This is a genomic window from Betaproteobacteria bacterium (assembly GCA_016720855.1).
Lineage (GTDB): Bacteria > Pseudomonadota > Gammaproteobacteria > Burkholderiales > Usitatibacteraceae > FEB-7.
The window spans coordinates 831,273-853,178 of record JADKJU010000001.1 but is presented as its reverse complement, the minus strand read 5'-3'; the positions used below and the strand labels follow the sequence as shown (position 1 = coordinate 853,178).

The window sequence follows — 21,906 nt, the reverse complement described above, 5'->3', positions numbered from 1 at the left end:
CGTCATATGATTGATTTGACTGAGGATTCTTCGCATCGCTCACGATAACAAGTCGGTTCGTATCAACGGGGAGATCAATTCCCCGGAGATTCGCCTGGTTGGCATTGAAGGTGATCAGCTCGGCATCGTTTCCGTGACGGAAGCCATGCGCCTCGCCGAAGAGGCCGAAGTGGACCTCGTCGAGATCGCCCCGACCGCCGTTCCCCCGGTTTGCCGCCTGATGGATTACGGCAAGTTCCGGTATCAGGAAAGCAAGAGAGCTCACGAGGCGAAGCTCAAGCAGAAGCAGATCCAGGTGAAGGAGGTCAAGTTCCGCCCCGGCACGGACGAGGGGGACTACCAGATCAAGCTTCGAAACCTCATCCGCTTCCTGACCGATGGCGACAAGACCAAGATCACGTTGCGCTTCCGCGGGCGGGAGATGGCTCACCAGGAACTGGGCATGGCCCTCCTGAAGCGGGTCGAGGCGGACCTGGTGCTGCACGGGACCGTCGAGCAGTGGCCGAAGCTGGAAGGGCGCCAGATGGTGATGATGCTGGGGCCGAAGAAGAAGCACTAGAAGCATCGGGGTCAGATTGCTTTTCAGCCAGCCGTCTTGCGACGGCGAAAACGGCAGAAAAGCAACCCGACCCCTGTAGGGACGAACAAGGCGACTTCAGGTTTTCGAAGCGCGGAACCATTCCGCCACCTGCTGCGCCAAGTCGAAGAGAAGGAGGGCACCCATGCCCAAGATGAAGACCAAGAGTGGCGCCGCCAAGCGCTTCAAGGTCCGCGCAGGCGGGTCAGTGAAGCGTGGCCAGGCGGGCAAGCGCCACATCCTCACCAAGAAAACCACGAAATCGAAGCGCCAGCTCCGCGGCACGGCAGGGGTCCACAAGACCAATGTCGATTCCGTGAAGGCGATGCTTCCCTACGCGTAAAGGAGATCGACGATGCCTCGCGTAAAACGTGGAGTGACGGCGCACGCGCGCCACAAGAAGGTTCTCGAGCAGGCCAAGGGTTTCCGCGGCCGCCGCAAGAACGTCTACCGCATCGCCAAGGAAGCGGTGATGAAGGCGGGCCAGTACGCCTACCGCGACCGCCGCAACAAGAAGCGCGAATTCCGCGGCCTGTGGATCGCCCGCATCAATGCGGCCGTCCGCGAAGCCGGGATGACCTACAGCCGGTTCATGGCAGGCCTGAAGAAGGCGGCCATCGAGATCGACCGCAAGGTGCTCGCCGACCTTGCCGTGCAGGACAAGCCGGCCTTCAGCCGGATCGTCGAGCAGGCAAAGTCGAGCCTCGGCGCCTGAAGCGACGCTAAAGACGGGAAGGGGGCTCTTCGAGAGCCCCTTTTTCTTTTCCGATCGGCCTCGAGCCCATGCAAGCAATCGAAAAGATCATCTCCGACGCGCAAGGTGCCTTCGAAGCGGCAGGGAGCGTGGCGGACCTGGAGCAGGCGAAGTCGCGCTTCCTCGGCAAGGCTGGCGCACTCACCGAGCTCCTGAAGGGGCTCGGCAAGCTCTCGACCGAGGAGCGGCCGAAGGCGGGCGCCGCCATCAACGAGGCGAAGACGCAGGTCGAGGCGCTGGTGCAGGCACGGCGCGACGCGATCCTTGCCGCCGAACTCGACCAGAGGCTCGCGGCCGAGTCGCTCGACGTGACGCTGCCCGGGCGCCGCCAGTCCGGCGGCGGGTTGCACCCGATCTCGCGCGCACAGGAGCACATCGAGCGGCTCTTCGCGTCCATGGGCTTTTCCGTGGCCGATGGCCCGGAGATCGAGAACGACTTCTACAACTTCACGGCGCTGCGCATGTTCCCGGACCACCCCTCCCGGAGCATGCAGGACACGTTCTACGTCGCGGATTCCGACAAGGTGCTGCGCACGCACACCTCGCCCGTGCAGATCCGCCACATGCAGTCGCACACCCCGCCCATCCGCATCATCTGCCCCGGGCGCGTATATCGCGTCGATCACGACGCGACGCACTCGCCGATGTTCCATCAGATCGAGGGGTTGTGGGTTGACGAAGGCATCAGCCTTGCCGACCTGAAGGGCACCGTGACGCAGTTCTTCCGTGCCTTCTTCGAGCGCGACGACATCGGCGTGCGCTTCCGCCCGTCCTACTTCCCGTTCGTCGAGCCCGGCGTGGAAATCGACATGGAGTGGGAGAGAAAGGACGGCGAGGTGAAATATCTCGAGATCGGCGGCGCGGGCGTGGTCCATCCCGACGTGCTGAGGAACGGCAACATCGACCCGGAGCGCTACTCGGGCTTCGCGTTCGGCATGGGCCTGGACCGCCTCGCCATGCTCAAGTACGGCGTCAACGACCTGCGCCTGTTCTTCGACAACGACCTGAAGTTCCTGAGGCAGTTTCGATGAAGGTATCCGTCCGCTGGCTGCACGAGCTCGCCGGGGCGGGGCTCCCCGTGGATCGCCTTGCGCACATCCTCACGATGGGCGGTCTCGAGGTGGAGGAGGTGACGCCCGTCGCGGGAGCGTTCGACAGGATCGTCGTCGCGCAGGTGAAGTCGGTCTCGCCGCACCCCAATGCGGACAAGCTGCGCGTGACCGAGGTCGATGCAGGCACGGGAGCTACGCTGCAGATCGTCTGCGGCGCGCCGAACGTGGCCGCCGGGCAGAAGGTGCCGTGCGCGGTGGTCGGGGCGAAGCTGCCGGGGTTGGAGATCAGGCAGGCGAAGCTGCGCGGCGTGGAGTCGAACGGCATGCTTTGCTCGGCGCGCGAACTCGGGCTCTCGGACGATCACGCGGGTCTCCTCGTCCTGCCGGAAGATGCGCCGGTCGGTAAGGACATCCGCGAGTATCTGGATCTCGACGACACGGTCCTCACGCTCAAGCTCACGCCCAACCGCGGCGATTGCCTCTCGATGTTCGGCGTCGCGAGAGACGTCGCGGCGCTGGTCGGCGAGGCCGCCGAGCTTCCGGCAGTGGCACCCGTGGCCGTGACGATTGCCGATTCCCGCGAGATCAGCATTTCCGACTCCGCCGCCTGCGGACATTACTTCGGCCGCGTGGTGCGCGGCCTCGACCTCGCGGCGAAGACGCCGGCATGGATGGCGCGGCGCCTGGAACGCGCGGGACTCAGGCCCCGCAACCCGCTCGTGGACATCACCAACTTCGTGATGCTCGAGCGCGGCCAGCCCATGCATGCCTTCGACAACGCGAAGCTGAGTGGTGGGATCGACGTGCGACTGGCAAGGCCGGGAGAGGAGCTGAAGCTCCTCAACGAGCAGTGGGCCGAATACATTCCGAACCTCGTTCTCATCACGGACGCCTCGGGCCCGGTGGCGCTGGGCGGCGTGATGGGCGGTTTCGATTCGATGGTGACGGGCGCCACGACGGATGTCTTCCTCGAGGCCGCCTTCTTCCCCCCCGAGGCGATCCAGGGCCGCGCACGCGCGCTGCAGCTCACGAGCGACGCGGCCTACCGGTTCGAGCGGGGCATCGACTTCGCAGGCACGCGCGCAGCACTCGAGCGCGCGACCGAACTCACGCTGACCCTCTGCGGCGGCCGGGCAGGGCCGATCACCGAGGCGCACGGCAACCTGCCCGCCCGAACCCCGGTGCGCGTCCGGCCCGCCCGCGTTCGCGCGCTGCTCGGCTACGACGTGCCCGACGCGTTCATGGCGGACGCCTTCGGCCGGCTTGGCTGCGCCGTGACGCGGCGTGATGGGGTGCTCGAGGTGGTTCCGCCAAGCTGGCGGTTCGACCTGGCCATCGAGGAGGATTTCGTCGAGGAGGTCGCGCGCGTCCACGGCTATGAGCACGTTCCCGCCGCCGCGCCGCGCTCGACCCTGCCGATGCTCTCGCCCGTCGAGGGAGCGCGCACGCGTTACGGCCTGAAGCGCACCTGCGCCGCGCTCGGATACCAGGAAGTCATCAACTACAGCTTCGTTTCGTCGCAGTGGGAGGACGATTTCGCCGGCAATGCCACGGCCGTGCGGCTGGCCAACCCGATCGCCAGCACCATGAACGTGATGCGCTCCACGCTCCTGGGCGGCCTCGTGGCGGCGGTGAGGTCGAACCTGAATCGCGACGAGGAACGCGTGCGCCTCTTCGAGGTCGGACGCTGCTTCCTGGGCGAGGGCCCCGAACCGCACGAGCAGCCCGAGCGGCTCGCGGCGATCACCTACGGGGGGCGCCTTCCCGAGCAGTGGGCCGAGAAGACGCCGGCGGCGGACTTCTTCGATGCCAAGGGGGATCTCGAGGCCATCGCAGGCCCGGTGAAGCTCGAATTCCGAGCGGATCACCACCCGGCCTGCCACCCCGGCCGCTGCGCCCGCGTGTGGGTGGGGAGCCGCGAGGTGGGCGTGGTCGGGGAACTGCACCCACGGCTGCAGCTCAAGTACGACCTGCCCCTGGCACCGGTGCTCTTCGAGATCGACGCGGATGTGCTCCTCGCAGGCCGCGCGCTGCGCTTTTCGGGGGTTTCGCGCATGCCGACCGTGCGCCGCGATCTTGCGGTGGTGGTGCCCGAAACGCTGTCCGCGGGCGTGATCCTGGGGGCGATCCGGGCCTCGATTCCGCAGAGCGTCCGCGAGGTCGAAGTGTTCGACGAATACCGCGGGAAAGGGGTGGGCAGTGGGGGAAAAAGCCTTGCGTTTCGTATAGTTATGCAGGATACTGCCAGAACTTTGACAGATGCCGAGGTGGAAGAAATCGTGGGTTCCATCCGTCATCTTCTCGTAGAAAAATTCCAAGCACTGCCGCGCACGTGAAAGACAAGGTCACCCTCACCAAGGCCGAGCTGGCCGACCTCATGTTCGAGAAGGTCGGGCTGAACAAGCGCGAGGCCAAGGACATGGTCGAGTCCTTCTTCGAGGAGATCCGTATCGCCCTCGAAAGAGGCGACATGGTGAAGCTCTCCGGCTTCGGCAACTTCCAGCTTCGCAAGAAACCGCAAAGACCCGGCCGCAATCCGAAGACCGGGGAGGAGATTCCCATCACTGCCCGGCGCGTGGTGACTTTCCACGCGAGCCAGAAGCTGAAGACCCTGGTGGAGAAGTCTTTCAATGGCCACGGAGAACCTGGCAACGAATGAACTGCCGGCGATCCCCGCCAAGCGCTATTTCACGATAGGCGAAGTTAGCGAATTGTGCGGGGTGAAACCCCACGTACTCCGGTACTGGGAGCAGGAGTTCACCCAGTTGAAGCCCCTCAAGCGCAGGGGCAATCGGCGTTATTACCAGCACCACGAGGTGCTGCTGATCCGGCGAATCCGCGAACTGCTCTACGAGCACGGATTCACCATCAACGGCGCCAGGAACCGCCTCGAGGAGGCGATGCCTTCGCGAACCGGATCGCACGCCGCGTACAACACGATGACGGTCCCGCAGCCCCTGTCGCCGGCCAACATCCGCAAGGAATTGAAGAGCATCCTCAAGATGCTCGACAACGAATAGCGACTGCGCCTTCATTTGCCGCGTTTGCGGGAATCCGGCCCCTGCGTTCTGATACAATTCCGCTCTCGGTCGGGGCGTAGCGCAGCCTGGTAGCGCACCTGCATGGGGTGCAGGGGGTCGAAGGTTCGAATCCTTTCGCCCCGACCAATTCGATCAAGCTGAAATGAAAAGAGCCGGCCCTGCTGGCTCTTTTCATTTTGGGAACGCGTGCCAGCGGGGCACGCTCCCTCACGCTGTCCTTCATCGGCGGCCTGGCGGCGCAATCATCGCTCGGCCGGAACCGCGCGAAGAACCACGCCAGGCAGGGCGGCCGGTATCTCGTGGTGCGGTTCGGTGACCTGCCCTAGGCGTACGTGGGATACGTCGGGTCGTACATGTTCTGCCGGATGAACGCCGCGGTGTCGGCCGGCTTCGGCACGCCCGCGAGCCCGCGCTTGAACACCACCTCGGCCACGCTGGTCGCGATGGCGGCGGAAACGTTGCGCATGTTCGCAAGCGGCGGGTAGAGGCTGCCCTGCGCCAGATCCGCCTCCGTAACCATGCCTGCCAGCGTATCGGCGGCCGCCAGGAACATGTCGTCCGTCACGCGGCTCGTCTTGCAGGCGACCACGCCGAGGCCCACGCCCGGGAAGATGTACGAATTGTTGCACTGCCGCGGCACGAACGTCTTGCCGCCGAAATTGACCGGGGCGAAGGGGCTGCCGCACGCGAAGACCGCACGGCCGTTGCTCCAGGCGTAGGCTTCCTCGGCGGTGCACTCCGACTTCGTGGTCGGGTTGGAAAGCGCGAAGACGATCGGCCGTTCGTTGAAGCCCGTCATCGCCTGGATGATGGGCTGCGTGAAGGTGCGCCCGACGGCGGCCACGCCGATGATGGCCTGCGGCTTGAGCGCATTCACCGCGGTGGCGAAGTCCCCCACCGGCGCGTGCTCGTGCGCGTACTTGCGCTTGTGGTCCGTGAGGTCGGTGCGGGAGGCGATCACGAGTCCCTTCGAATCGACGAGCCAGCAGCGCTTGCGCGCCTCGGCTTCCGGCAGTCCCTGCCCCATGAGCGAGGCGGTGATGAGATCGGCGATGCCGACCGCGGCTTCGCCCGCGCCGAAGAACAGGACGCGCGTGTCGGCGAGGCTCTTGCCCGTGATGCGCACGGCCGACTTGAGTCCGGCGAGCGTCACGGAGGCGGTGCCCTGGATGTCGTCGTTGAATGTGCAGATGCGGCTCTGGTACTTGTGCAGCAGCCTGAAGGCGTTCGCGTTGGCGAAATCCTCGAACTGGATGAGTACGCCGGGGAACACCTCGTTCGCGGCGGTGACGAACTCCTCGACCAGCGCGTCGTATTCCGCGCCGCGCACGCGGCGGCGCACCAGGCCGATGTACAGGGGATCGTTCAGCATTTCCTCGTTCTCGGTGCCCACGTCCAGGGTCACCGGCAGGCACAGGCTTGGATGCATCCCGGCGCACGCCGTGTAGAGGGACAGCTTGCCGACGGGGATGCCCATGCCCTGCGCGCCCTGGTCGCCAAGGCCGAGAATGCGCTCCCCGTCCGTGACGACGATGATCCCGGCCTTGTGCGGCCAGTTCTTCAGCACCTGCTTCACCCGGCCGGCATCGGCGGCCGTGACGAAGAGCCCGCGGGACCTGCGGTAGATCCGTCCGTAGAGCTGGCAACCCATCCCCACGGTGGGCGTGTAGATGAGGGGCATGATCTCCTCGGCGTTCTCCATCACCACGCGGAAGAAGAGCGTCTCGTTCCGATCGTGCAGCGCCGTGAGGAAGATGTACTTGTCGAGGTCGGTGGGCAGCCGGCGCATGTTCTTGAGCACGCGCCCGACCTGCTCGGGCTGGGTATGCACGCGCGGCGGCAGGAGGCCACGCAGACCGAGGACATCGCGTTCCTTCTCGGTGAAGGCGGTCCCCTTGTTGTAAACGGGATCCTGGAGGAGGGCATTCCCCCTGGGAGTGGACGGGGAGGGCGAGGCGGATTCAGCCATGATTGCATTTTCTCCGAGGGGCTGCGCGGTCGCCGGGCGCGTTCCACACGCGTCCCTCGAGCGCCGTTGTTCTGTCCGGGCAAGGCCGGTGGCGAGCCAGCAGCCATGCTAGGCCGTGGCGGCTTGCGGGCTTTGCGCTCGATCAAGCCGGAGGTTTGCGCTCGATCAAGTCCGGTGCGTTTGACAGGCGGCGGGTGCCCGCGTAGCCTGCGCGGCATCCGGTCGGGAGAGCGTCATCGCGATTCGTCGAGATACCGCCGAAGGGGTAGCGCCCGCAAACTCTCAGGCAAAAAGGACCGACCGGAGCCGGGTTCGCGCATCCCCTCCTGGGGGTCCTCGAGGCAGTCCCGGACTCTGGAGAGCGACTGCCGGCCTTCCCGTGCATCGGGGCGCCGGAAAGTCCACCGAAGGGGCTACCGGCACCGGAAACGGACGCCGTAATCTCTCAGGTACAAGGGACAGAGGGGCCAGGCAAGCGAGGCAACGCTTGCCTGGCCCTTTTCCATTTCCGGAGGAATCGCCATGCCGAAGACCACGCCGCTCAATGCCCTGCACCGCGAGGCTGGTGCCCGCATGGTGGATTTCGGGGGATGGGACATGCCCGTGCACTACGGATCGCAGGTCGAGGAACACCATGCGGTGCGCCGCGATGCTGGTCTCTTCGACGTCTCCCACATGCGCGTGGTCGATATCGAGGGGGCCGGTGCGCGCCCGTTCCTGCGCTTCGCGCTGGCCAACGACGTGGCGAAGCTCACGGTGCCTGGCAAGGCCCTGTACTCGTGCCTGCTCAACGATTCTGCCGGAGTCGTGGACGACCTCATCGCCTATTTTTTCCGCGAGGATTTCTTCCGGCTGGTCGTGAACGCAGGCACGGCCGAGGCCGACATCCAGTGGCTGCACTCGCTCAACGCCCTTGCCGGGCAGCGCGTGGCGATCACGCCGCGCGAGAACCTGGCGATGGTGGCCGTGCAGGGCCCGAACGCCCGCGAGAAGTTCTGGCGCGCCTTCGACGAGACCAAGCCCGCCACCGAGGCGCTTCTGCCATTCCATGCCGCGCGCGTTGGCGACGACATCATGGTTGCACGCACCGGCTACACGGGTGAGGACGGCTTCGAGGTGATCTTCCCGTCCGAGGATGCCGCCACCATCTGGAACGGCCTCGTTGCCGCCGGCGTGCGTCCCTGCGGGCTCGGCGCGCGCGATACGCTTCGCCTGGAGGCGGGCATGAACCTCTACGGGCAGGACATGGACGCCGTCACCTCTCCGCTCGATGCCGGGCTCGCGTGGACGGTGGACCTCAAGGAGCCCCGGCTGTTCTTCGGCCGCAAGGCGCTCGAGAACCGGCCGCAGGCATCCGATTTCCTCGGACTGGTGCTCGTGGACAAGGGCGGTGTCCTGCGCGCCCACCAAAAGGTGATGGCCGAGACCGGGGAGGGCGAAATCACCAGCGGCACGTTCTCGCCGACGCTCGCCGTTTCCATTGCGCTGGCCCGATTGCCCAGAGGCACGGCTCCCGGCGCCACCGTGCGCGTGCAGGTGCGCGACAAGGAACTCGCCGCGAGGGTCGTTAAGCCCCCCTTCGTCCGCAACGGCAAGCCCCGCATCTGAAATCGTGCCCGGCGCACGAGCCGGGTACATGAGCCCGGTACAACACCTGAAACCCCACGGAGAAAGCGCCATGAATGTCCCGAAGGAACTCAAGTACACCGAGTCGCACGAATGGGTCCGTTCCGATGCCGACGGCACGGTCGCCATCGGCATCACGGACCACGCCCAGGAGCAACTGGGGGACATCGTGTTCGTCGAGGCGCCCAAGGCGGGACGCAAGGTCGCGGCCGGCGAGGCGGTGGGTGTCGTCGAGTCGGTCAAAGCGGCCTCCGACATCTACGCTCCGGTCGCGGGCGAGATCGTCGCCGGCAACGATGCGCTGGCCGAAGCTCCCGAGAAGGTGAACGAGGATGCCTACGGCTGCTGGATGTTCCGCATGAAGCCCGACAATGCCGCGGACCTGGGCAAGCTCCTGGATGCCGCCGCCTACGAGAAAGTCGCCTCCGAGTAAGGAACCGCCATGCCCGACACGATCGCAATCCCTGCCGGCGTCCGCGCCACGCTCGCGCAGCTCGAGGACGGCGCTGCCTTCGGCCGCCGGCACATCGGCCCGGCGCAAGCCGACCAGGCGGACATGCTGGCTTCGCTGGGGTACGCGACCCGCGATGCCCTCATGGATGCGATCGTGCCCGCGATCATCCGCCGCAAGGCGGCGATGGCGCTTCCCGCGGGGAAGTCCGAGGCCGAGGCGCTCGCCGAGCTGAAGGTCGTCGCCGCGAAGAACCGCGTCTTCCGCTCGTGGATCGGTCAGGGGTACTACGGCACGCACACCCCTGGCGTCATTTTGCGCAACATCCTCGAGAATCCGGCGTGGTACACGGCTTACACGCCCTACCAGCCGGAGATCTCGCAGGGAAGGCTCGAGGCGCTGGTCAATTTCCAGACGATGGTGTGCGACCTGACCGCGATGGCGATCGCCAACGCCTCGATGCTCGATGAGGCAACGGCCGCCGCGGAAGCGATGACCCTGTGCCTGCGTTCCGGCAATCACGCATCGAAGGTGTTCGCGGTCGCCTCCGACGTGTTGCCGCAGACCATCGATGTGCTGCGCACGCGGGCCGCGCCCCTCGGGATCGAGATCCGTGTCGCGGCTCCTGACGAGCTTGCGACGGTGGATGCGTTTGCGGCACTCGTGCAGTACCCCGGCGTGGATGGGGACATCCGCGACTACCGCGCGCTCGCCGAGGCGGTCCACGCGAAAAGGGGCCACCTGGTGGCCGCCGCGGACCTGCTTGCGCTCACGCTTCTCGTTCCGCCCGGTGAATGGGGCGCCGACGTGGTCGTGGGCTCGGCGCAGCGCTTCGGCGTGCCGATGGGTTACGGCGGCCCGCACGCGGGCTACCTTGCCACCCGGGACGCGCTCAAGCGCAGCATGCCCGGACGACTCGTGGGCGTCACGATCGATTCGCACGGCAATCCCGCCTACCGCCTGGCGCTCCAGACGCGCGAGCAGCATATCCGCCGCGAAAAGGCGACGTCCAACATCTGCACCGCACAGGTCCTGCTCGCGGTGATGGCCAGCATGTACGCGGTGTACCACGGGCCCGGCGGCCTCGAGCGGATTGCCCGGCGGGTGCATCGGCTGACGGCCATCGCCCGGGCGGGACTCCTGAAGCTCGGCTTCGATGTGCCCGCGAGAGCGTACTTCGATACGCTGACCGTGAAATCGGGTGCGCGCACCGCGGCCATCGAGGCGCGCAGCGCGCAAGCCGGCGTGAACCTGCGCCGCGTCGACGAGGCCACCCTCGGCTTTTCCTTCGACGAGACCACGACGCGCGAGGACGTGGCTGCCCTCTGGGCCCTGTTCACGGGAGCACCGGCCGGCTTCGGCCCGGGCGACCTCGACGAAACCGGGGAAGGCATTCCGGCCGCGCTCGCTCGCTCGAACGCCTTTCTCACGCATCCGGTCTTCAATCGTTTCCAGTCCGAGACCGAGATGCTGCGCTACCTGCGCCGTCTGGCGGACAAGGACATCGCGCTCGACCGTTCGATGATTCCGCTGGGCTCATGCACGATGAAGCTGAATGCCACGAGCGAGATGATCCCCGTCACCTGGCCCGAGTTCGCCAACGTCCACCCGTTCGCGCCGGCGGAGCAGGCCGAGGGCTATCGTGAACTCGTCTCGGGCCTGGAAAAGATGCTCGTCGAATGCACCGGCTATGCCGCCGTGTCGATGCAGCCCAACGCCGGCTCGCAGGGCGAGTACGCGGGTCTCCTCGTGATCAGGGCCTGGCACGAAAGCCGTGGGGAAGGACACCGGGACATCTGCCTCATCCCCAGCTCCGCCCACGGCACGAATCCGGCATCCGCGCAGATGGCCGGCATGCAGGTGGTCGTGGTGGCCTGCGACGAGAGCGGCAACGTGGACCTGGCCGACTTGCGCGCCAAGGCCTTGCAGCACGCGAAGAACCTGGCGGCGATCATGGTCACCTATCCCTCCACGCATGGCGTGTTCGAGGCGGGGATCACGGAGCTCTGCGACATCGTCCATGCCCACGGCGGGCAGGTGTACGTGGACGGCGCCAACATGAATGCGCTGGTAGGACTTGCCGCGCCCGGCGCCTTCGGCGGCGACGTGTCGCACCTGAACCTGCACAAGACCTTCTGCATCCCGCACGGCGGCGGCGGGCCCGGCGTGGGGCCGGTGGCCGTGGCGGCGCACCTGGCGAAGTTTCTGCCCGGGCACCGCTATCTCGACGCCGGCAAGGACGCGATCGGCGCGGTATCGGCCGCCCCGTACGGCAGCGCCTCGATCCTGCCGATCTCGTGGATGTATGTCGCCATGATGGGCGCCGAGGGTCTCAAGGCAGCCACCGAGGTCGCCATCCTCAATGCCAATTACATCGCCAGGCGCCTGTCGCCGCATTACCCGGTCCTTTACACGGGCCCCGGCGGGCTCGTCGCGCACGAGTGCATCCTCGACCTGCGCCCGCTGAAGGAGTCCTCGGGCATTTCGGTCGATGACGTGGCCAAGCGCCTGATGGACTACGGGTTCCATGCGCCCACGATGTCGTTCCCCGTTCCCGGCACGCTAATGGTCGAGCCGACCGAGAGCGAGCCGAAGGGGGAGCTGGACCGCTTCTGCGAGGCGATGATCGCCATCCGCGAGGAAATCCGCGCGGTGGAGGAGGGGCGGCTGGACCGCGAGGACAACCCGCTCAGGCATGCGCCGCACACGGCGGCGGCGGTCCTGGCGGATGACTGGAAGCACCAGTATCCGCGCGAGCTGGCGGCCTATCCGCTGGCGTCGCTGCGCGAGAACAAGTACTGGCCGCCGGTGGGACGCGCCGACAACGTCTACGGCGATCGCCACCTCTTCTGCAGCTGTCTGCCGGTTGGGGAGTGATGCGGGGACTAAACCTTGGGAACACGGATGAACACGGATCAAAGCGGATGAACACGGATGATTCGTCAATGGCCTGAGTCATCGGGGAGCTTGTCGGAGGTGGTGCCTGTATCGGTGATGTGCCCAGCCCTGGCGATTATCCGTGTTCATCCGCTTTGATCCGTGTTCATCCGTGTTCCCCGCCTTTCGCCCGGGTAACTCTCAAGCCCACCGCCAGAAATCCCCCCGTTCCTCGAGGAACAGGCGCGCGAGCACCTGCTGGTGCACTTCCGTCGCGCCGTCCACCAGTCGCGCCTGGCGCGCATAGCGATAGATCCACTCGAGCGGCGTGTCGGTGGAGTAGCCGCGCGCCCCGCAGAGCTGGATGGCGGTGTCGGCACACAGGTGCAGCGTGTCCGCGACGTGCACCTTCGCCATCGAGATTTCCCTCTTCGCGAAGTCGCCCTTGTCGATGAGGGTGGCGGCCTTCATCGTGAGTAGCCGGCCGATCTCCACCTGCATCGCGCAGTGCCCGAGTTTCATCTGGATGCTCTCCCGGTCGGCCAGCCTCTTCCCGCCGCTCATGCGCACGCCGGCATAGTCGGCGGCGATGTCGAGCGAGCGCCTCGACAGTCCCAGCCAGCGCATGCAGTGCGTTAGGCGCGCGGTGCCGAGCCGGATCTGCGTGACCTTCAATCCATCGCCCACGTTCATCAGGCGGTTCTCGTCGGGAATGGCGAGGCCGTCGAACTCGAGCTCGCAATGCCCGCCATGTTCCTCGGGGCCCAGGATGGGAATGCGGCGAGTGACGGCCCAGCCCGGGTCGTCGCGGTCGAAGAGAAAGGCGGTGAGTCCCTTGCGTGCATCCTCCGAAGTCTTCGCGACCACGATGAAGTGCCTTGCCTCGTCCGCGCCGGTGATGAACCACTTGCGTCCGCGCACCACCCACTTGTCGCCGGATCTCGTCGCGGTCGTGAGCATCATGGCGGGATCGGAACCCCCGCCGGGATGAGGCTCGGTCATCGCGAACGCGGAGCGGACCTTGCCGTCCACGATGGGCTGGAGCCAGCGTTCCTTCTGCGCCGGCGTGCCCACCTTGTTGAGCAGGATCATGTTGCCGTCGTCCGGCGCCGCGCAGTTAACGCTCACGGGGCCGAAGAGCGAATAGTTGAGTTCCTCGTAGCACGCGGCCATGCCCGTGACGCCCAGGCCCTGGCCCCCGCGCTCCTTCGGCATCTGCGGCGCCCACAGGCCGGCCGCTTTCGCCTTCGCGCGTACGCCCGCCAGTACCTCGGCACGGATGTTCTGGTGCTCGTCGAAGGATGAGGGGTCGGTGTCGAGCGGCAGGACCGCCCCGCGAACGAAGTCGCGGTAACGCCGACGGTAGGCCTCGATGGGTGCGGGGAGCGTGAAGTCCATGGGGGGTCCTGGCGTGGTCGGGGAACGGGCCGGCGACTAGAGGGAGTTCACGAGGTGGCCGCCATCAACCACGACGATCGAGCCGGTCATGTAGGCGCCTGCGCCGGAAGCAAGCAGGAGAAGGGCGCCCTCGAGGTCGCGTGGCGCGCCGATGCGCCGCTGCGGGATGCGCTTGCCCACCGCCAGTCCGGACTCCGACTGGAAGTAGTCGCGGTTCATCTCGGTGACGACGTAGCCGGGGGCGATCGCGTTCACGCGGATGCCGTACCGCGCCCATTCGAGCGCCAGCGACTTCGTCACCTGGACGAGTGCGGCCTTGGCGGCGGCGTAAGCGAGCAGGTGCGTCGCCTGGCGCAGCCCCAGGATGGAGGCGATGTTCACGATGCTGCCCGGGCGCTTCGCGGCGATCATCGATTTCGCAACCGCCTGCGCCATTCGCCATGCCCCGTCGAGGTTCGTGTCGAGGACCCGTCGCCAATCCGCCTGCGTGAGCTCGATCGACACTTTCGTGTCGGCGATTCCGGCGTTGTTCACGAGGATGTCGATGGATCCGGCGAGGTCCGTGGCCTGTCTCACTGCCGCCTCGACGCTGGCGGGGTCGGTGACGTCGAGCGATACCGCGTGCGCCGTCCCGCCCTCTGACAGGATGGCGGACACGAGGTTGTCGAGGCGATCAGCACGACGCGCCGCGGCCACGACCACGGCGCCGCGAGCCGCGAGTGCGCGCGCGAAGTTCTCGCCCAGGCCGCTGGAGGCGCCGGTGACAAGCGCCACCTTGCCGCTGATGTCGAAGAGGGGATCGGTGATCATCGTGTTCTTCCTTTGCTAGCGTTCCAGCGCCTTGGGGTTGCTCACGGCGAGGCGCGCGCGTGTGGTCTCGCGCAGGTGCTCGAGCAGGCGCGAGCGCGCCTCGCCTTCATCGTATCGACCCTGGCGGATGCTCGCCGCAAGACGGGCCGTGCCTTCGCGAAGGGCCTCCGCGTCCTCGACCGGGGGAGTCCAGTCACCAAGCAGTGTGGCGATGCGCGAGATCTCGGCCGCGGCCGATGACGGGGCGGCGAGGTCGCGGCCGGCGATGGCCAGCGCATTGGCAGCCATGAGCGCCGCATAGCGCTGCGACTGCGGAAGCGACGGGACGATCTGCTCGAGGATCGTCGCACGCGCGATCTCGAGAAGGTCCGCAGCCAACGGCTCGACTTTCACGGCGCGCCAGCGGTGAGGGCCAGGATCTCGTTCTCCAGATCCGGGACGATGTGCGCGGTGAGGGCGAGTTCGAGGGATCGCTGCGATCCGGACCGGTGCCGCTCGACCTGCTGCAATGCGATCACGGCCCAGCGCAGGTGCGCCATCGCCTGCCAGTAGAGCGTCTCTTCCCAGGCCGTTCTGCGCCCGCCCGCCGCGGCGTACCCGGCGAGGAAGTCGGCCGCGAAGCCGACACCGCCCGCCTCGCGGTCGGGCCGTGCGAACCGCCAGCAGCGCGCGAACATCCAGCCGATGTCCTCGCGCGGATCGCCCCAGCCCGCGAATTCCCAGTCGAGCACCGCGCTGAGGCGACCCTCGTGCACGAGGTAGTTGCCCGTCCGGTAATCGCGGTGCAGGAGGCAGGCCGGCAGCGGATCGGGAGCGTTTCGTGCGCACCACGCCAGGCCCCATTCGAGCGCCGGCCACGCTTCCCCGCGAACGGCGCCCAGGACGTCCAGGTCGCGCAGGTAGGTGGCGACGGTCGCGCGCGCGAAATCAACAGGGGCCGCGCCAAGGAAGTGAAGCGAGGCGGCCGGCGGTGTCAGGCGGTGAAGCCGCGCGAGGTTCTCGCCGAGCTCACGGGCGAGCGCCGCGCGATCGGGCACGAGCCCGTCATCCCGGGAGAGCCGGTGCCCGGCGGCCACGCCCGGCATGCGGCGCATCACGAAGAAATCGGGGCCTTCGCCGTCATGGCAGGCGAACAGGGGTTCGGGGACGCGCACGCCTGCGCCTTGGGCCGCGCGCAGGATCTCGAACTCCTCGGAGCGCGAACGGCTCACCGCCACGGCGGAGGGGGCGTCGGTGCGCAGCACCCACGCGTGTTGGCCGGCGAGAGGGCCGCCCTCGATGACGACATCGATCGCCACGTTTTCCTGGATGGCTCCGCCGGACAAGCGCTCCCAGCCCTGGATCGCCACTCTCGAGGCGGTGCACGCGATCGCGAGAAATGCCTCGGCCCGTGCCCGAGGATCGCGGCCGGCGCCCGATGCGCGGGCGAAATGGGAAGGCGGGCTGGCCATTGGGGGGGAAGGGCGGAATGCAGGCGCCATTCTAGCCTACGCGCGCGGGGCGGCCGGGAGCCTTCGGGTATAATCGCGCAGCAAATTTCCCCGGGCGAAAGCCCCCGCGATGCGCATTCTCCTCTCGAACGACGACGGCTATTTCGCACCCGGTCTGGCGGCGCTCGCCGAGGCACTGAAACCGCTCGGCGACATCACCGTCGTCGCCCCCGAGCGCGACCGCAGCGGCGCCTCCAATTCCCTCACGCTCGACCGCCCGCTCTCGCTGCACCGCGTGAGCAACGGCTTCTTCTACGTGAACGGCACGCCCACCGACTGCGTGCACATGGCAGTGACGGGGCTGCTCGACATCGAGCCGGACATCGTGGTCTCCGGGATCAATTCCGGCTCCAACATGGGCGACGACACGCTCTACTCCGGCACGGTCGCGGCGGCAACCGAGGGCTATCTGCTCGGCGTGCCCGCGATCGCGGTGTCTCTCGTCGGAAAGGTCTACAAGCACTACGACACGGCGGCCCGCGTGGCGCGGGAATTGGTCGATCGCATCCGACGGGCCCCACCCGCGCAGCCCATCCTCCTCAACGTGAACGTGCCGGACCTGCCTTTCGACGAGCTCGCTGGCATGGAGGTGACGCGGCTCGGGAGGCGCCACAAGGCGCAGCCGGTGGTGAAGAGCGTGAATCCGCGTGGCGACACCGTGTACTGGGTCGGTCCGGCCGGCGCCGCGCGCGAAGCGGGGCCTGGCACCGACTTCCATGCCCTCGAGCGGGGCGCCGTCTCGATCACGCCGCTGCAGGTCGACCTCACCCACGCGGGCCAGATGGACGCGATCGGCCGCTGGCTCGGCGAATGATCTCCCCGGGCTCGCAGGCGGGAACGACATCGTGAGCACGCCCACGGGAATCGGCATGACCTCCGACCGCACGCGCGGCCGGATGGTGGAGGCGCTTCGCAAGGCCGGCATCAAGGACGAGCGCGTGCTCGCCGCCATGCTGGAGATCCCGCGCCATCTCTTCGTGGAGCCCGGCATCGCTTCCCGCGCCTACGAGGACACGCCGCTGCCCATCGGGCACGGGCAGACGATTTCGAGCCCCACGATCGTGGCGCTCATGACGCAGCTCCTGCTCGAGAAGGGGCCCGTCACGAAGGCGCTCGAAATCGGCACGGGGTGCGGCTACCAGACGGCCATCCTCGCCAGGCTCGTGAAGGAGGTCTATTCGCTCGAGCGCATCGCACCCCTCATGGACAAGGCGCGTCGCAACCTGCGCGACCTTCGCTTCTACAACGTGCGCTTCAAGCACGCCGATGGCCACAGGGGCTACCCCGAAGGCGGGCCCTATGAGGGGATTCTCTGCGCGGCCACGGCGAGCCACGTGCCGGAGGCGCTCAAGGAACAGCTCGCGGTCGGGGGCCGCCTCGTGATCCCCGTGGGCACGGACGACCAGTGGTTGCACGTGATCGAGCGCACGCCCGCGGGCTTCACCGACGAGAAGCGCGAAGCGGTGCGGTTCGTCCCCCTGTTGCCGGGAATCTCCTGAGGATCCCATGCCCATTCGCACCCTGATCAATCGCTCCGTCGTCCTGCTGGGCGTCCTTGCGCTCGCCGCCGGTTGCGCCACCCGGCAGCCGGCGCCAGTCGTCGAGCGGACGCCAGCGCCGCCGCCGAGGGCCGAGCCGCCCAGGCCCGCGCCCCCGAAGCCGGCCGCGAAGCCCTTGCCTACGCACGTGGTCAAGCGCGGCGAGACGCTAGTCGCCATCGCGCTGCAGTACGGCCTCGATTACCGCGAACTCGCGGCATGGAACGGCATCGCCAACCCGAACCTGATCAGCGTGGGGCAGGTGCTCTTCCTCGCCGCGCCGAAGGGCGCCGCGGCGCCGCCTGCGGCAAGCGTGGCTACGCCGCTCTCGAGCACCGCGCCGGTCATCGAGGCGCGCCCGCTCGCCAACACGGAAAAGGTGAAAGTCGAGCCGCGGGCCCAGCGCCTGCCCTATTCCGACAAGACGCTCACGCAGCTCTCCGCCGGCGATTCCGTGCCCGAATCCGTCCCCGTTCCCGCAGCCACCGCACCCGCGCCAGCCGCTGCGGCGCCGGAGCCGGAACGGCCGTCCGCCGGCACGCAGGGCGAGGCGGTGGACTGGATCTGGCCCGTGAAGGGCAAGGTGCTTTCCGCGTTTACCGAAGCGAGCAAGGGCATCGACATCGCCGGGAAGAAGGGCGCCCCGGTCATCGCCGCCGCCGGCGGTCGCGTGGTGTACGCGGGGCAGGGTCTGCGCGGCTACGGCAAGCTCGTCATCATCAAGCACAACGACACGTGGCTCTCCGCCTACGCCCACAACGACAACATCGTCGTGAAGGAGCAGGAGGAAGTGAAGCGCGGGCAGAGAATCGCCGAGATGGGCTCCACCGACGCCGACCAGGTGAAGCTGCACTTCGAGGTGCGTCGCCAGGGCAAGCCCGTCGATCCCGCGAGAGTGCTGCCGGCCCAGTAAGCCGATGGCTGCCTGATGGGATCGCCATCGATCCCTGCAGGCCAGACGTCCAGGCTGCCGCTGAGCTTCCTGGAGGTCCGACCCCCAAGTTGCCACTGCGCTTCCTTGAGGTCAGACGTCCAGGTTGCCATTGCGCTTCCTTGAGGTCCGACCTCCAAATTGCCACCGAGGAAAACAAATTGGTTGGGGGTTTTTTTCTTTTTTTTGGCCAGATGAGGGTGCCATTGACGTCGCCTCCATGGCCTATGTCGATGAGATTTCGGACTGCGATGTCGGTAGCAATTTGACCTGGCCAAAAAAAACAAAAAAGACCCCCAGCCAATTTGTTTTCCTCTTGCCGAGTGAGATCGACACCGGACCACGGGACCGGTGAATGCCTAGTGAGGTCGATACCGGACCACATGTCACGTGAATACCGAGTGAGATCGACGCGGGACCGCCAGGCACGGATCCCTTGATCGATCGAAAGCGGGCCGCTCATGCCGGCCGGAAGCGGCGCACTCGGGCCAGCAGTTCGCGGCTTTCGCGCCTGGTGATGCCGGGGCCGTAGCGCGCCTCGACGTAGCGCTCGGTGATGTGGCGTGCCTCGATGGCCATGTCGGGTCGCGCAGTCTCGATGCGCGCGAGGTAGTCGAAGGGGCCCTCCCAGGCGGCGCGCACGAGGCCCTTCGCAGCGAGCTTGGCGCAGAAACGTTCCCAGGCGACGACGGCGGGGTCCCGGCGGACGGGCAGGTCGCGCAGCACGAGCCCGAGTCCGACGAGGCCACCCACCGCCAGCGCGGCGGCGATAAGCCAGAGAGCGAGGTTCTGCCAACTCGCGATTTCCAGCCCGAGTTGGGCCAGGAGCTGACGCTGGCGCTCGACGTTGTAGCCGAGCACCCACTGGTTCCACTGGCTGTTCATCGCATCCCACGCGAACATGAGGTTGGCCAGGATACGCAGGCGATCGGCCGCGATGAGCGACGGAATGACGCCGATGGGCCCCAGCGCCGCGTTGATGCCGCCGTCGATACGGTCGGGCGCCACGACCGACGTGGGATCGATGCGCAGCCACCCCCGGCCATCGAGCCAGACCTCGACCCAGGCATGCGCGTCGGCCTGGCGCACCAGGAGTTCCCGGTTGAGGGGGTTCACCTCGCCGCCCTGGTACCCCGTCACGATGCGGGCCGGAATGCCCGCGGCGCGCATGAGCAGCGCGAAGCTGCCCGCGTAGTGCTCGCAGAAGCCGCGCTTGGCCTCGAAGAGGAACTCGTCGTACGGGTGTGCGGATTCGAGCAGCGGCGGCTCGAGCGTGTAAGTGAACTGCGAGTTGAAGAGCTGCATCGCGCGGTTCACGACGTCCGCAGGCGAAGCCGCCTCCCGCGCCCACTGCCGGCCGAGCGCCACCGTGCGCGGGTTGCGGCGTTCGTCGAAGGAGAGGGCGAGCGCCCTGAAAGACTGCGGAAGGTGCTCGCCGTAGCGGTAGTCGAGGTAGGACGTCATCTCGTAGCGCATGCGCGTATCCACCGGCCGCACGGATCGGATCTGCAGGTCTTGACGGATGCCCGAGCCGGGCGGCAGCGTCCCGGGGATGTCCAGCGAGAAGAGCCAGTGCTTTCCGTGGGGCTCCACCGTCACCGCATAGCGCACCGGCCGCTCGGCGCGGGAGTAGTCCTGGCTGCCGGTGATGTTGAACTCGGGGACCTTCCACGTCCGCCCGTCGAAGATCCACAGCACCGGCCCGCGCCAGTAGAGCGTGCTGTAGGGCGGGATATCGCCCTCGAACTCGACGCGAAACGCGGTCGCCTCCGACTGGATGAGCTTCGAGATGTTGCCAGGCGTCATCGAGTCCGACAGCCCCGAGACGCCCGCTCGAGCGTCCTGCGGCAGCGCCCAGAGCGGCCCCTGCACGCGCGGGAAGAGGATGAAAAAGACGAGCATCAGCGGAACCGCCTGCAGCAGGAGCATGCCGGCGGGCACCAGGCGCTCGCGCACGGTGGGCGTTCGCCCGACGCCGCGGTGGTAGCCCACGAGGGTGGCCACGAAGAGCCAGACGCAGGCGAGCATGTAAAGGCCCAGCGGGATGGTCTGCGAGAAGAGAAAGTTCGTCATCACGAGGACGAACCCGAGATGGATGGCCAGCACCACCTCGCGCGAGGTCTTCATCTCGAGCAGCTTCATTCCCGCCATCAGGACGAGGAGCGTGGTTCCCGCGTCGCGGCCCATGATCCGCCCGTAGGCGACGAAGGTGGCCATCACCGCGGCGGCGGTAAGCACCAGCACGAGCCAGCGTGGGGGAGTGCGGGCCGCCCGCCAAGAGATCCACCCCCGCCAGGCGATCACCAGGGCGAAGAAGACGCCCACCCATTCCGGGAGCCTCAGCGCATGCGGCGCCACGACGAACGCCATCGACGCGAGGAGCCACATGACGTTCCTCACGTCGAGGGCGGCGTTGGGCAGCGCGCCGCTCACGATGCCGATCCTTCGCCGTGCAGCGCCAGCGCCACGAGGCAGCGCGCACGGTGCACATCGCCCCGCCCGGGCGGGATCGACACGCCCGGCAGGCGCAGGCCGTAGCTCTGCCCGAGCCGCTCGGTCTCGATCACCCAGTGCGCGAGGACGGAGAGCCGGGCTTCCGGATCGGCAGCGCGCGCGTCGATCCAGTCGAGCCAGAGCTCGGCCGAGGCCGTGGCATGGAACTCCTTCGTGAGAAGGTCGCCGCCGCGTGCGAGTGCCTTCCATGCGATCTGTCGCGGCGGGTCGCCGGGGTTGTAGCCGCGCAATTGGGCGAAGTCCTCGTCGCCGGCGATGGGGACTCCCTCGTCGTCGCCCGCGAGCGACTGCTGCGGCGGCAGGCCGGCCATCGGGTCGGGGCGGGGATACACGATGACCGAAAGGCCGAAATCGAAATACGACCACGCGTGGAAGAGGCCCACGGGATAGCGCGTGAAGATCTCCAGGCGCCCGCAGGCAAGGCGGCCGCGCCGGCGCGCAGGCACGGCGAGGCTTGCGATCCGGGGCTCGGAGGCGCGCACGTCCGCGAAGACGGGACTTTCGCCGCGGCGCCGGATCGCCACGGCGAAGCGATCCCGTGAGGGCGACTCGAGCACGACCCGGAAATAAGCCGTATCGCCCGCGAAGACCGCGTCGCAGCGCCCCGGCCGCAGCTTGAGCTGGGAGAGGTTGCGCCAGGTGTGCAGCATCGCCACGCTACCCATCGCGGCCAGGAGGAACGTGAGGAGGAACCCGAGCGAGAGTGCGTAGTTGATGGACGCGAGCAGCAGCACGAGCAGGACCCCGGCGAAGAGATAGCCCTGCTTGGTGGGAAGGATGAAGATGCGGCGCTGGACGAGCGTGACCGGCGGCGCCTCGGGGACCCGCGCCCGGAAGATCCAGTCGGAAACCCGCTGCCTCAGGTTGGCGAGCATCGC

Annotated in this window: 21 protein-coding genes, 1 tRNA gene and 2 riboswitches; of the genes, 15 read left to right on the top strand and 7 right to left on the bottom strand. The window is 67.4% G+C overall.

Annotation, left to right across the window (positions count from 1 at the left end; all coding sequences use genetic code 11):
• Positions 1 to 19: 19 nt before the first annotated feature.
• The 9 genes from infC (at position 20) to IPP91_03715 (ending at position 5,750) form a co-directional block, all read left to right on the top strand.
• Positions 20 to 559, top strand: coding sequence for a translation initiation factor IF-3 (gene infC, locus IPP91_03755; protein MBL0141184.1), 540 nt, complete (start codon positions 20 to 22; stop codon positions 557 to 559).
• Between the two features lie 163 nt (positions 560 to 722).
• Positions 723 to 920, top strand: a complete 198-nt coding sequence (gene rpmI, locus IPP91_03750) for a 50S ribosomal protein L35 (GenBank protein ID MBL0141183.1) — start codon at positions 723 to 725, stop codon at positions 918 to 920.
• A gap of 12 nt (positions 921 to 932) precedes the next feature.
• A complete protein-coding gene (gene rplT / locus IPP91_03745; GenBank protein MBL0141182.1) occupies positions 933 to 1,292 on the top strand; it encodes a 50S ribosomal protein L20 in 360 nt (119 codons plus the stop codon).
• A gap of 68 nt (positions 1,293 to 1,360) precedes the next feature.
• The gene (pheS, locus tag IPP91_03740; GenBank protein ID MBL0141181.1) at positions 1,361 to 2,362 is read left to right on the top strand and encodes a phenylalanine--tRNA ligase subunit alpha; all 1,002 of its coding nucleotides are present in this window, start codon (positions 1,361 to 1,363) and stop codon (positions 2,360 to 2,362) included.
• Positions 2,359 to 4,719 (top strand): phenylalanine--tRNA ligase subunit beta, encoded by a 2,361-nt coding sequence (locus IPP91_03735; GenBank protein MBL0141180.1) that lies wholly within the window; start codon positions 2,359 to 2,361, stop codon positions 4,717 to 4,719. The genes pheS and IPP91_03735 overlap by 4 nt, the downstream gene beginning before the upstream one ends.
• Positions 4,695 to 5,042: an integration host factor subunit alpha gene (locus IPP91_03730; GenBank protein ID MBL0141179.1), complete on the top strand. Its 348-nt coding sequence runs from the start codon at positions 4,695 to 4,697 to the stop codon at positions 5,040 to 5,042. The genes IPP91_03735 and IPP91_03730 overlap by 25 nt, the downstream gene beginning before the upstream one ends.
• The gene (locus tag IPP91_03725) at positions 5,014 to 5,403 is read left to right on the top strand and encodes a MerR family transcriptional regulator (GenBank protein ID MBL0141178.1); all 390 of its coding nucleotides are present in this window, start codon (positions 5,014 to 5,016) and stop codon (positions 5,401 to 5,403) included. Before IPP91_03730 ends, IPP91_03725 begins: the two co-directional genes overlap by 29 nt.
• A gap of 70 nt (positions 5,404 to 5,473) precedes the next feature.
• Positions 5,474 to 5,550: transfer RNA gene (locus IPP91_03720), tRNA-Pro, on the top strand.
• Positions 5,551 to 5,600: 50 nt separating this feature from the next.
• Complete coding sequence (locus IPP91_03715) at positions 5,601 to 5,750, top strand: hypothetical protein (protein ID MBL0141177.1); 150 nt, start codon at positions 5,601 to 5,603, stop codon at positions 5,748 to 5,750.
• Here IPP91_03715 and IPP91_03710 read toward each other — a convergent pair.
• A complete protein-coding gene (locus IPP91_03710; GenBank protein MBL0141176.1) occupies positions 5,747 to 7,393 on the bottom strand; it encodes an NAD-dependent malic enzyme in 1,647 nt (548 codons plus the stop codon). The genes IPP91_03715 and IPP91_03710 overlap by 4 nt on opposite strands.
• 213 nt (positions 7,394 to 7,606) lie before the next feature.
• A riboswitch (glycine riboswitch) is annotated at positions 7,607 to 7,702 on the top strand.
• A gap of 35 nt (positions 7,703 to 7,737) precedes the next feature.
• Positions 7,738 to 7,865: riboswitch (glycine riboswitch) on the top strand.
• Positions 7,866 to 7,915: 50 nt separating this feature from the next.
• On the opposite strand from IPP91_03710, the gene gcvT reads away from it, so the two are divergent.
• From gcvT to gcvP, 3 genes are all read left to right on the top strand, one after another.
• On the top strand, positions 7,916 to 9,001 hold the full coding sequence (gene gcvT / locus IPP91_03705) for a glycine cleavage system aminomethyltransferase GcvT (GenBank protein MBL0141175.1): 1,086 nt from the start codon (positions 7,916 to 7,918) through the stop codon (positions 8,999 to 9,001).
• A 70-nt stretch (positions 9,002 to 9,071) separates the two neighbouring features.
• Positions 9,072 to 9,452 carry a glycine cleavage system protein GcvH gene (gene gcvH, locus IPP91_03700; GenBank protein ID MBL0141174.1) on the top strand — a complete coding sequence of 127 codons (381 nt, stop codon included), beginning with the start codon at positions 9,072 to 9,074 and terminating at the stop codon, positions 9,450 to 9,452.
• Positions 9,453 to 9,461: 9 nt separating this feature from the next.
• Positions 9,462 to 12,347, top strand: a complete 2,886-nt coding sequence (gene gcvP / locus IPP91_03695) for an aminomethyl-transferring glycine dehydrogenase (GenBank protein ID MBL0141173.1) — start codon at positions 9,462 to 9,464, stop codon at positions 12,345 to 12,347.
• A gap of 201 nt (positions 12,348 to 12,548) precedes the next feature.
• Here gcvP and IPP91_03690 read toward each other — a convergent pair whose 3' ends face one another.
• The 4 genes from IPP91_03690 to IPP91_03675 are packed head-to-tail and all read right to left on the bottom strand — an operon-like array spanning position 12,549 to position 16,006.
• Positions 12,549 to 13,745 (bottom strand): acyl-CoA dehydrogenase family protein, encoded by a 1,197-nt coding sequence (locus tag IPP91_03690; GenBank protein MBL0141172.1) that lies wholly within the window; start codon positions 13,743 to 13,745, stop codon positions 12,549 to 12,551.
• Positions 13,746 to 13,781: 36 nt separating this feature from the next.
• Entirely contained in the window at positions 13,782 to 14,555 is a 774-nt protein-coding gene (locus tag IPP91_03685) for a glucose 1-dehydrogenase (GenBank protein ID MBL0141171.1), read from the bottom strand.
• A 15-nt stretch (positions 14,556 to 14,570) separates the two neighbouring features.
• Positions 14,571 to 14,948, bottom strand: a complete 378-nt coding sequence (locus IPP91_03680; GenBank protein MBL0141170.1) for a hypothetical protein — start codon at positions 14,946 to 14,948, stop codon at positions 14,571 to 14,573.
• Complete coding sequence (locus IPP91_03675; protein MBL0141169.1) at positions 14,945 to 16,006, bottom strand: phosphotransferase family protein; 1,062 nt, start codon at positions 16,004 to 16,006, stop codon at positions 14,945 to 14,947. The genes IPP91_03680 and IPP91_03675 overlap by 4 nt, the downstream gene beginning before the upstream one ends.
• 109 nt (positions 16,007 to 16,115) lie before the next feature.
• Here IPP91_03675 and surE point away from each other — a divergent pair, with 109 nt between their 5' ends.
• From surE to IPP91_03660, 3 genes are read left to right on the top strand one after another with little or no spacing between them, the layout of a single operon-like run.
• Positions 16,116 to 16,859, top strand: coding sequence for a 5'/3'-nucleotidase SurE (gene surE, locus IPP91_03670; GenBank protein MBL0141168.1), 744 nt, complete (start codon positions 16,116 to 16,118; stop codon positions 16,857 to 16,859).
• A 55-nt stretch (positions 16,860 to 16,914) separates the two neighbouring features.
• A complete protein-coding gene (locus IPP91_03665; protein MBL0141167.1) occupies positions 16,915 to 17,544 on the top strand; it encodes a protein-L-isoaspartate(D-aspartate) O-methyltransferase in 630 nt (209 codons plus the stop codon).
• Between the two features lie 7 nt (positions 17,545 to 17,551).
• Positions 17,552 to 18,496 carry a peptidoglycan DD-metalloendopeptidase family protein gene (locus IPP91_03660; GenBank protein MBL0141166.1) on the top strand — a complete coding sequence of 315 codons (945 nt, stop codon included), beginning with the start codon at positions 17,552 to 17,554 and terminating at the stop codon, positions 18,494 to 18,496.
• A gap of 477 nt (positions 18,497 to 18,973) precedes the next feature.
• On the opposite strand, the gene IPP91_03655 is transcribed toward IPP91_03660, so the two are convergent.
• Complete coding sequence (locus IPP91_03655; GenBank protein ID MBL0141165.1) at positions 18,974 to 20,947, bottom strand: DUF3488 domain-containing transglutaminase family protein; 1,974 nt, start codon at positions 20,945 to 20,947, stop codon at positions 18,974 to 18,976.
• The gene (locus IPP91_03650; protein ID MBL0141164.1) at positions 20,944 to 21,903 is read right to left on the bottom strand and encodes a DUF58 domain-containing protein; all 960 of its coding nucleotides are present in this window, start codon (positions 21,901 to 21,903) and stop codon (positions 20,944 to 20,946) included. The genes IPP91_03655 and IPP91_03650 overlap by 4 nt, the downstream gene beginning before the upstream one ends.
• Positions 21,904 to 21,906 lie beyond the last annotated feature (3 nt).

Bases quoted from the DNA above. Each gene is read 5' to 3' on its own strand.
- rpmI (MBL0141183.1), top strand. From the start codon at position 723: ATGCCCAAGATGAAGACCAAGAGTGGCGCCGCCAAGCGCTTCAAGGTC.
- rplT (MBL0141182.1), top strand. From the start codon at position 933: ATGCCTCGCGTAAAACGTGGAGTGACGGCGCACGCGCGCCACAAGAAG.
- pheS (MBL0141181.1), top strand. From the start codon at position 1,361: ATGCAAGCAATCGAAAAGATCATCTCCGACGCGCAAGGTGCCTTCGAA.
- IPP91_03735 (MBL0141180.1), top strand. From the start codon at position 2,359: ATGAAGGTATCCGTCCGCTGGCTGCACGAGCTCGCCGGGGCGGGGCTC.
- IPP91_03725 (MBL0141178.1), top strand. From the start codon at position 5,014: ATGGCCACGGAGAACCTGGCAACGAATGAACTGCCGGCGATCCCCGCC.
- IPP91_03710 (MBL0141176.1), bottom strand. From the start codon at position 7,393: ATGGCTGAATCCGCCTCGCCCTCCCCGTCCACTCCCAGGGGGAATGCC.
- gcvT (MBL0141175.1), top strand. From the start codon at position 7,916: ATGCCGAAGACCACGCCGCTCAATGCCCTGCACCGCGAGGCTGGTGCC.
- gcvH (MBL0141174.1), top strand. From the start codon at position 9,072: ATGAATGTCCCGAAGGAACTCAAGTACACCGAGTCGCACGAATGGGTC.
- gcvP (MBL0141173.1), top strand. From the start codon at position 9,462: ATGCCCGACACGATCGCAATCCCTGCCGGCGTCCGCGCCACGCTCGCG.
- IPP91_03690 (MBL0141172.1), bottom strand. From the start codon at position 13,745: ATGGACTTCACGCTCCCCGCACCCATCGAGGCCTACCGTCGGCGTTAC.
- IPP91_03685 (MBL0141171.1), bottom strand. From the start codon at position 14,555: ATGATCACCGATCCCCTCTTCGACATCAGCGGCAAGGTGGCGCTTGTC.
- IPP91_03675 (MBL0141169.1), bottom strand. From the start codon at position 16,006: ATGGCCAGCCCGCCTTCCCATTTCGCCCGCGCATCGGGCGCCGGCCGC.
- surE (MBL0141168.1), top strand. From the start codon at position 16,116: ATGCGCATTCTCCTCTCGAACGACGACGGCTATTTCGCACCCGGTCTG.
- IPP91_03665 (MBL0141167.1), top strand. From the start codon at position 16,915: ATGACCTCCGACCGCACGCGCGGCCGGATGGTGGAGGCGCTTCGCAAG.
- IPP91_03660 (MBL0141166.1), top strand. From the start codon at position 17,552: ATGCCCATTCGCACCCTGATCAATCGCTCCGTCGTCCTGCTGGGCGTC.
- IPP91_03650 (MBL0141164.1), bottom strand. From the start codon at position 21,903: ATGCTCGCCAACCTGAGGCAGCGGGTTTCCGACTGGATCTTCCGGGCG.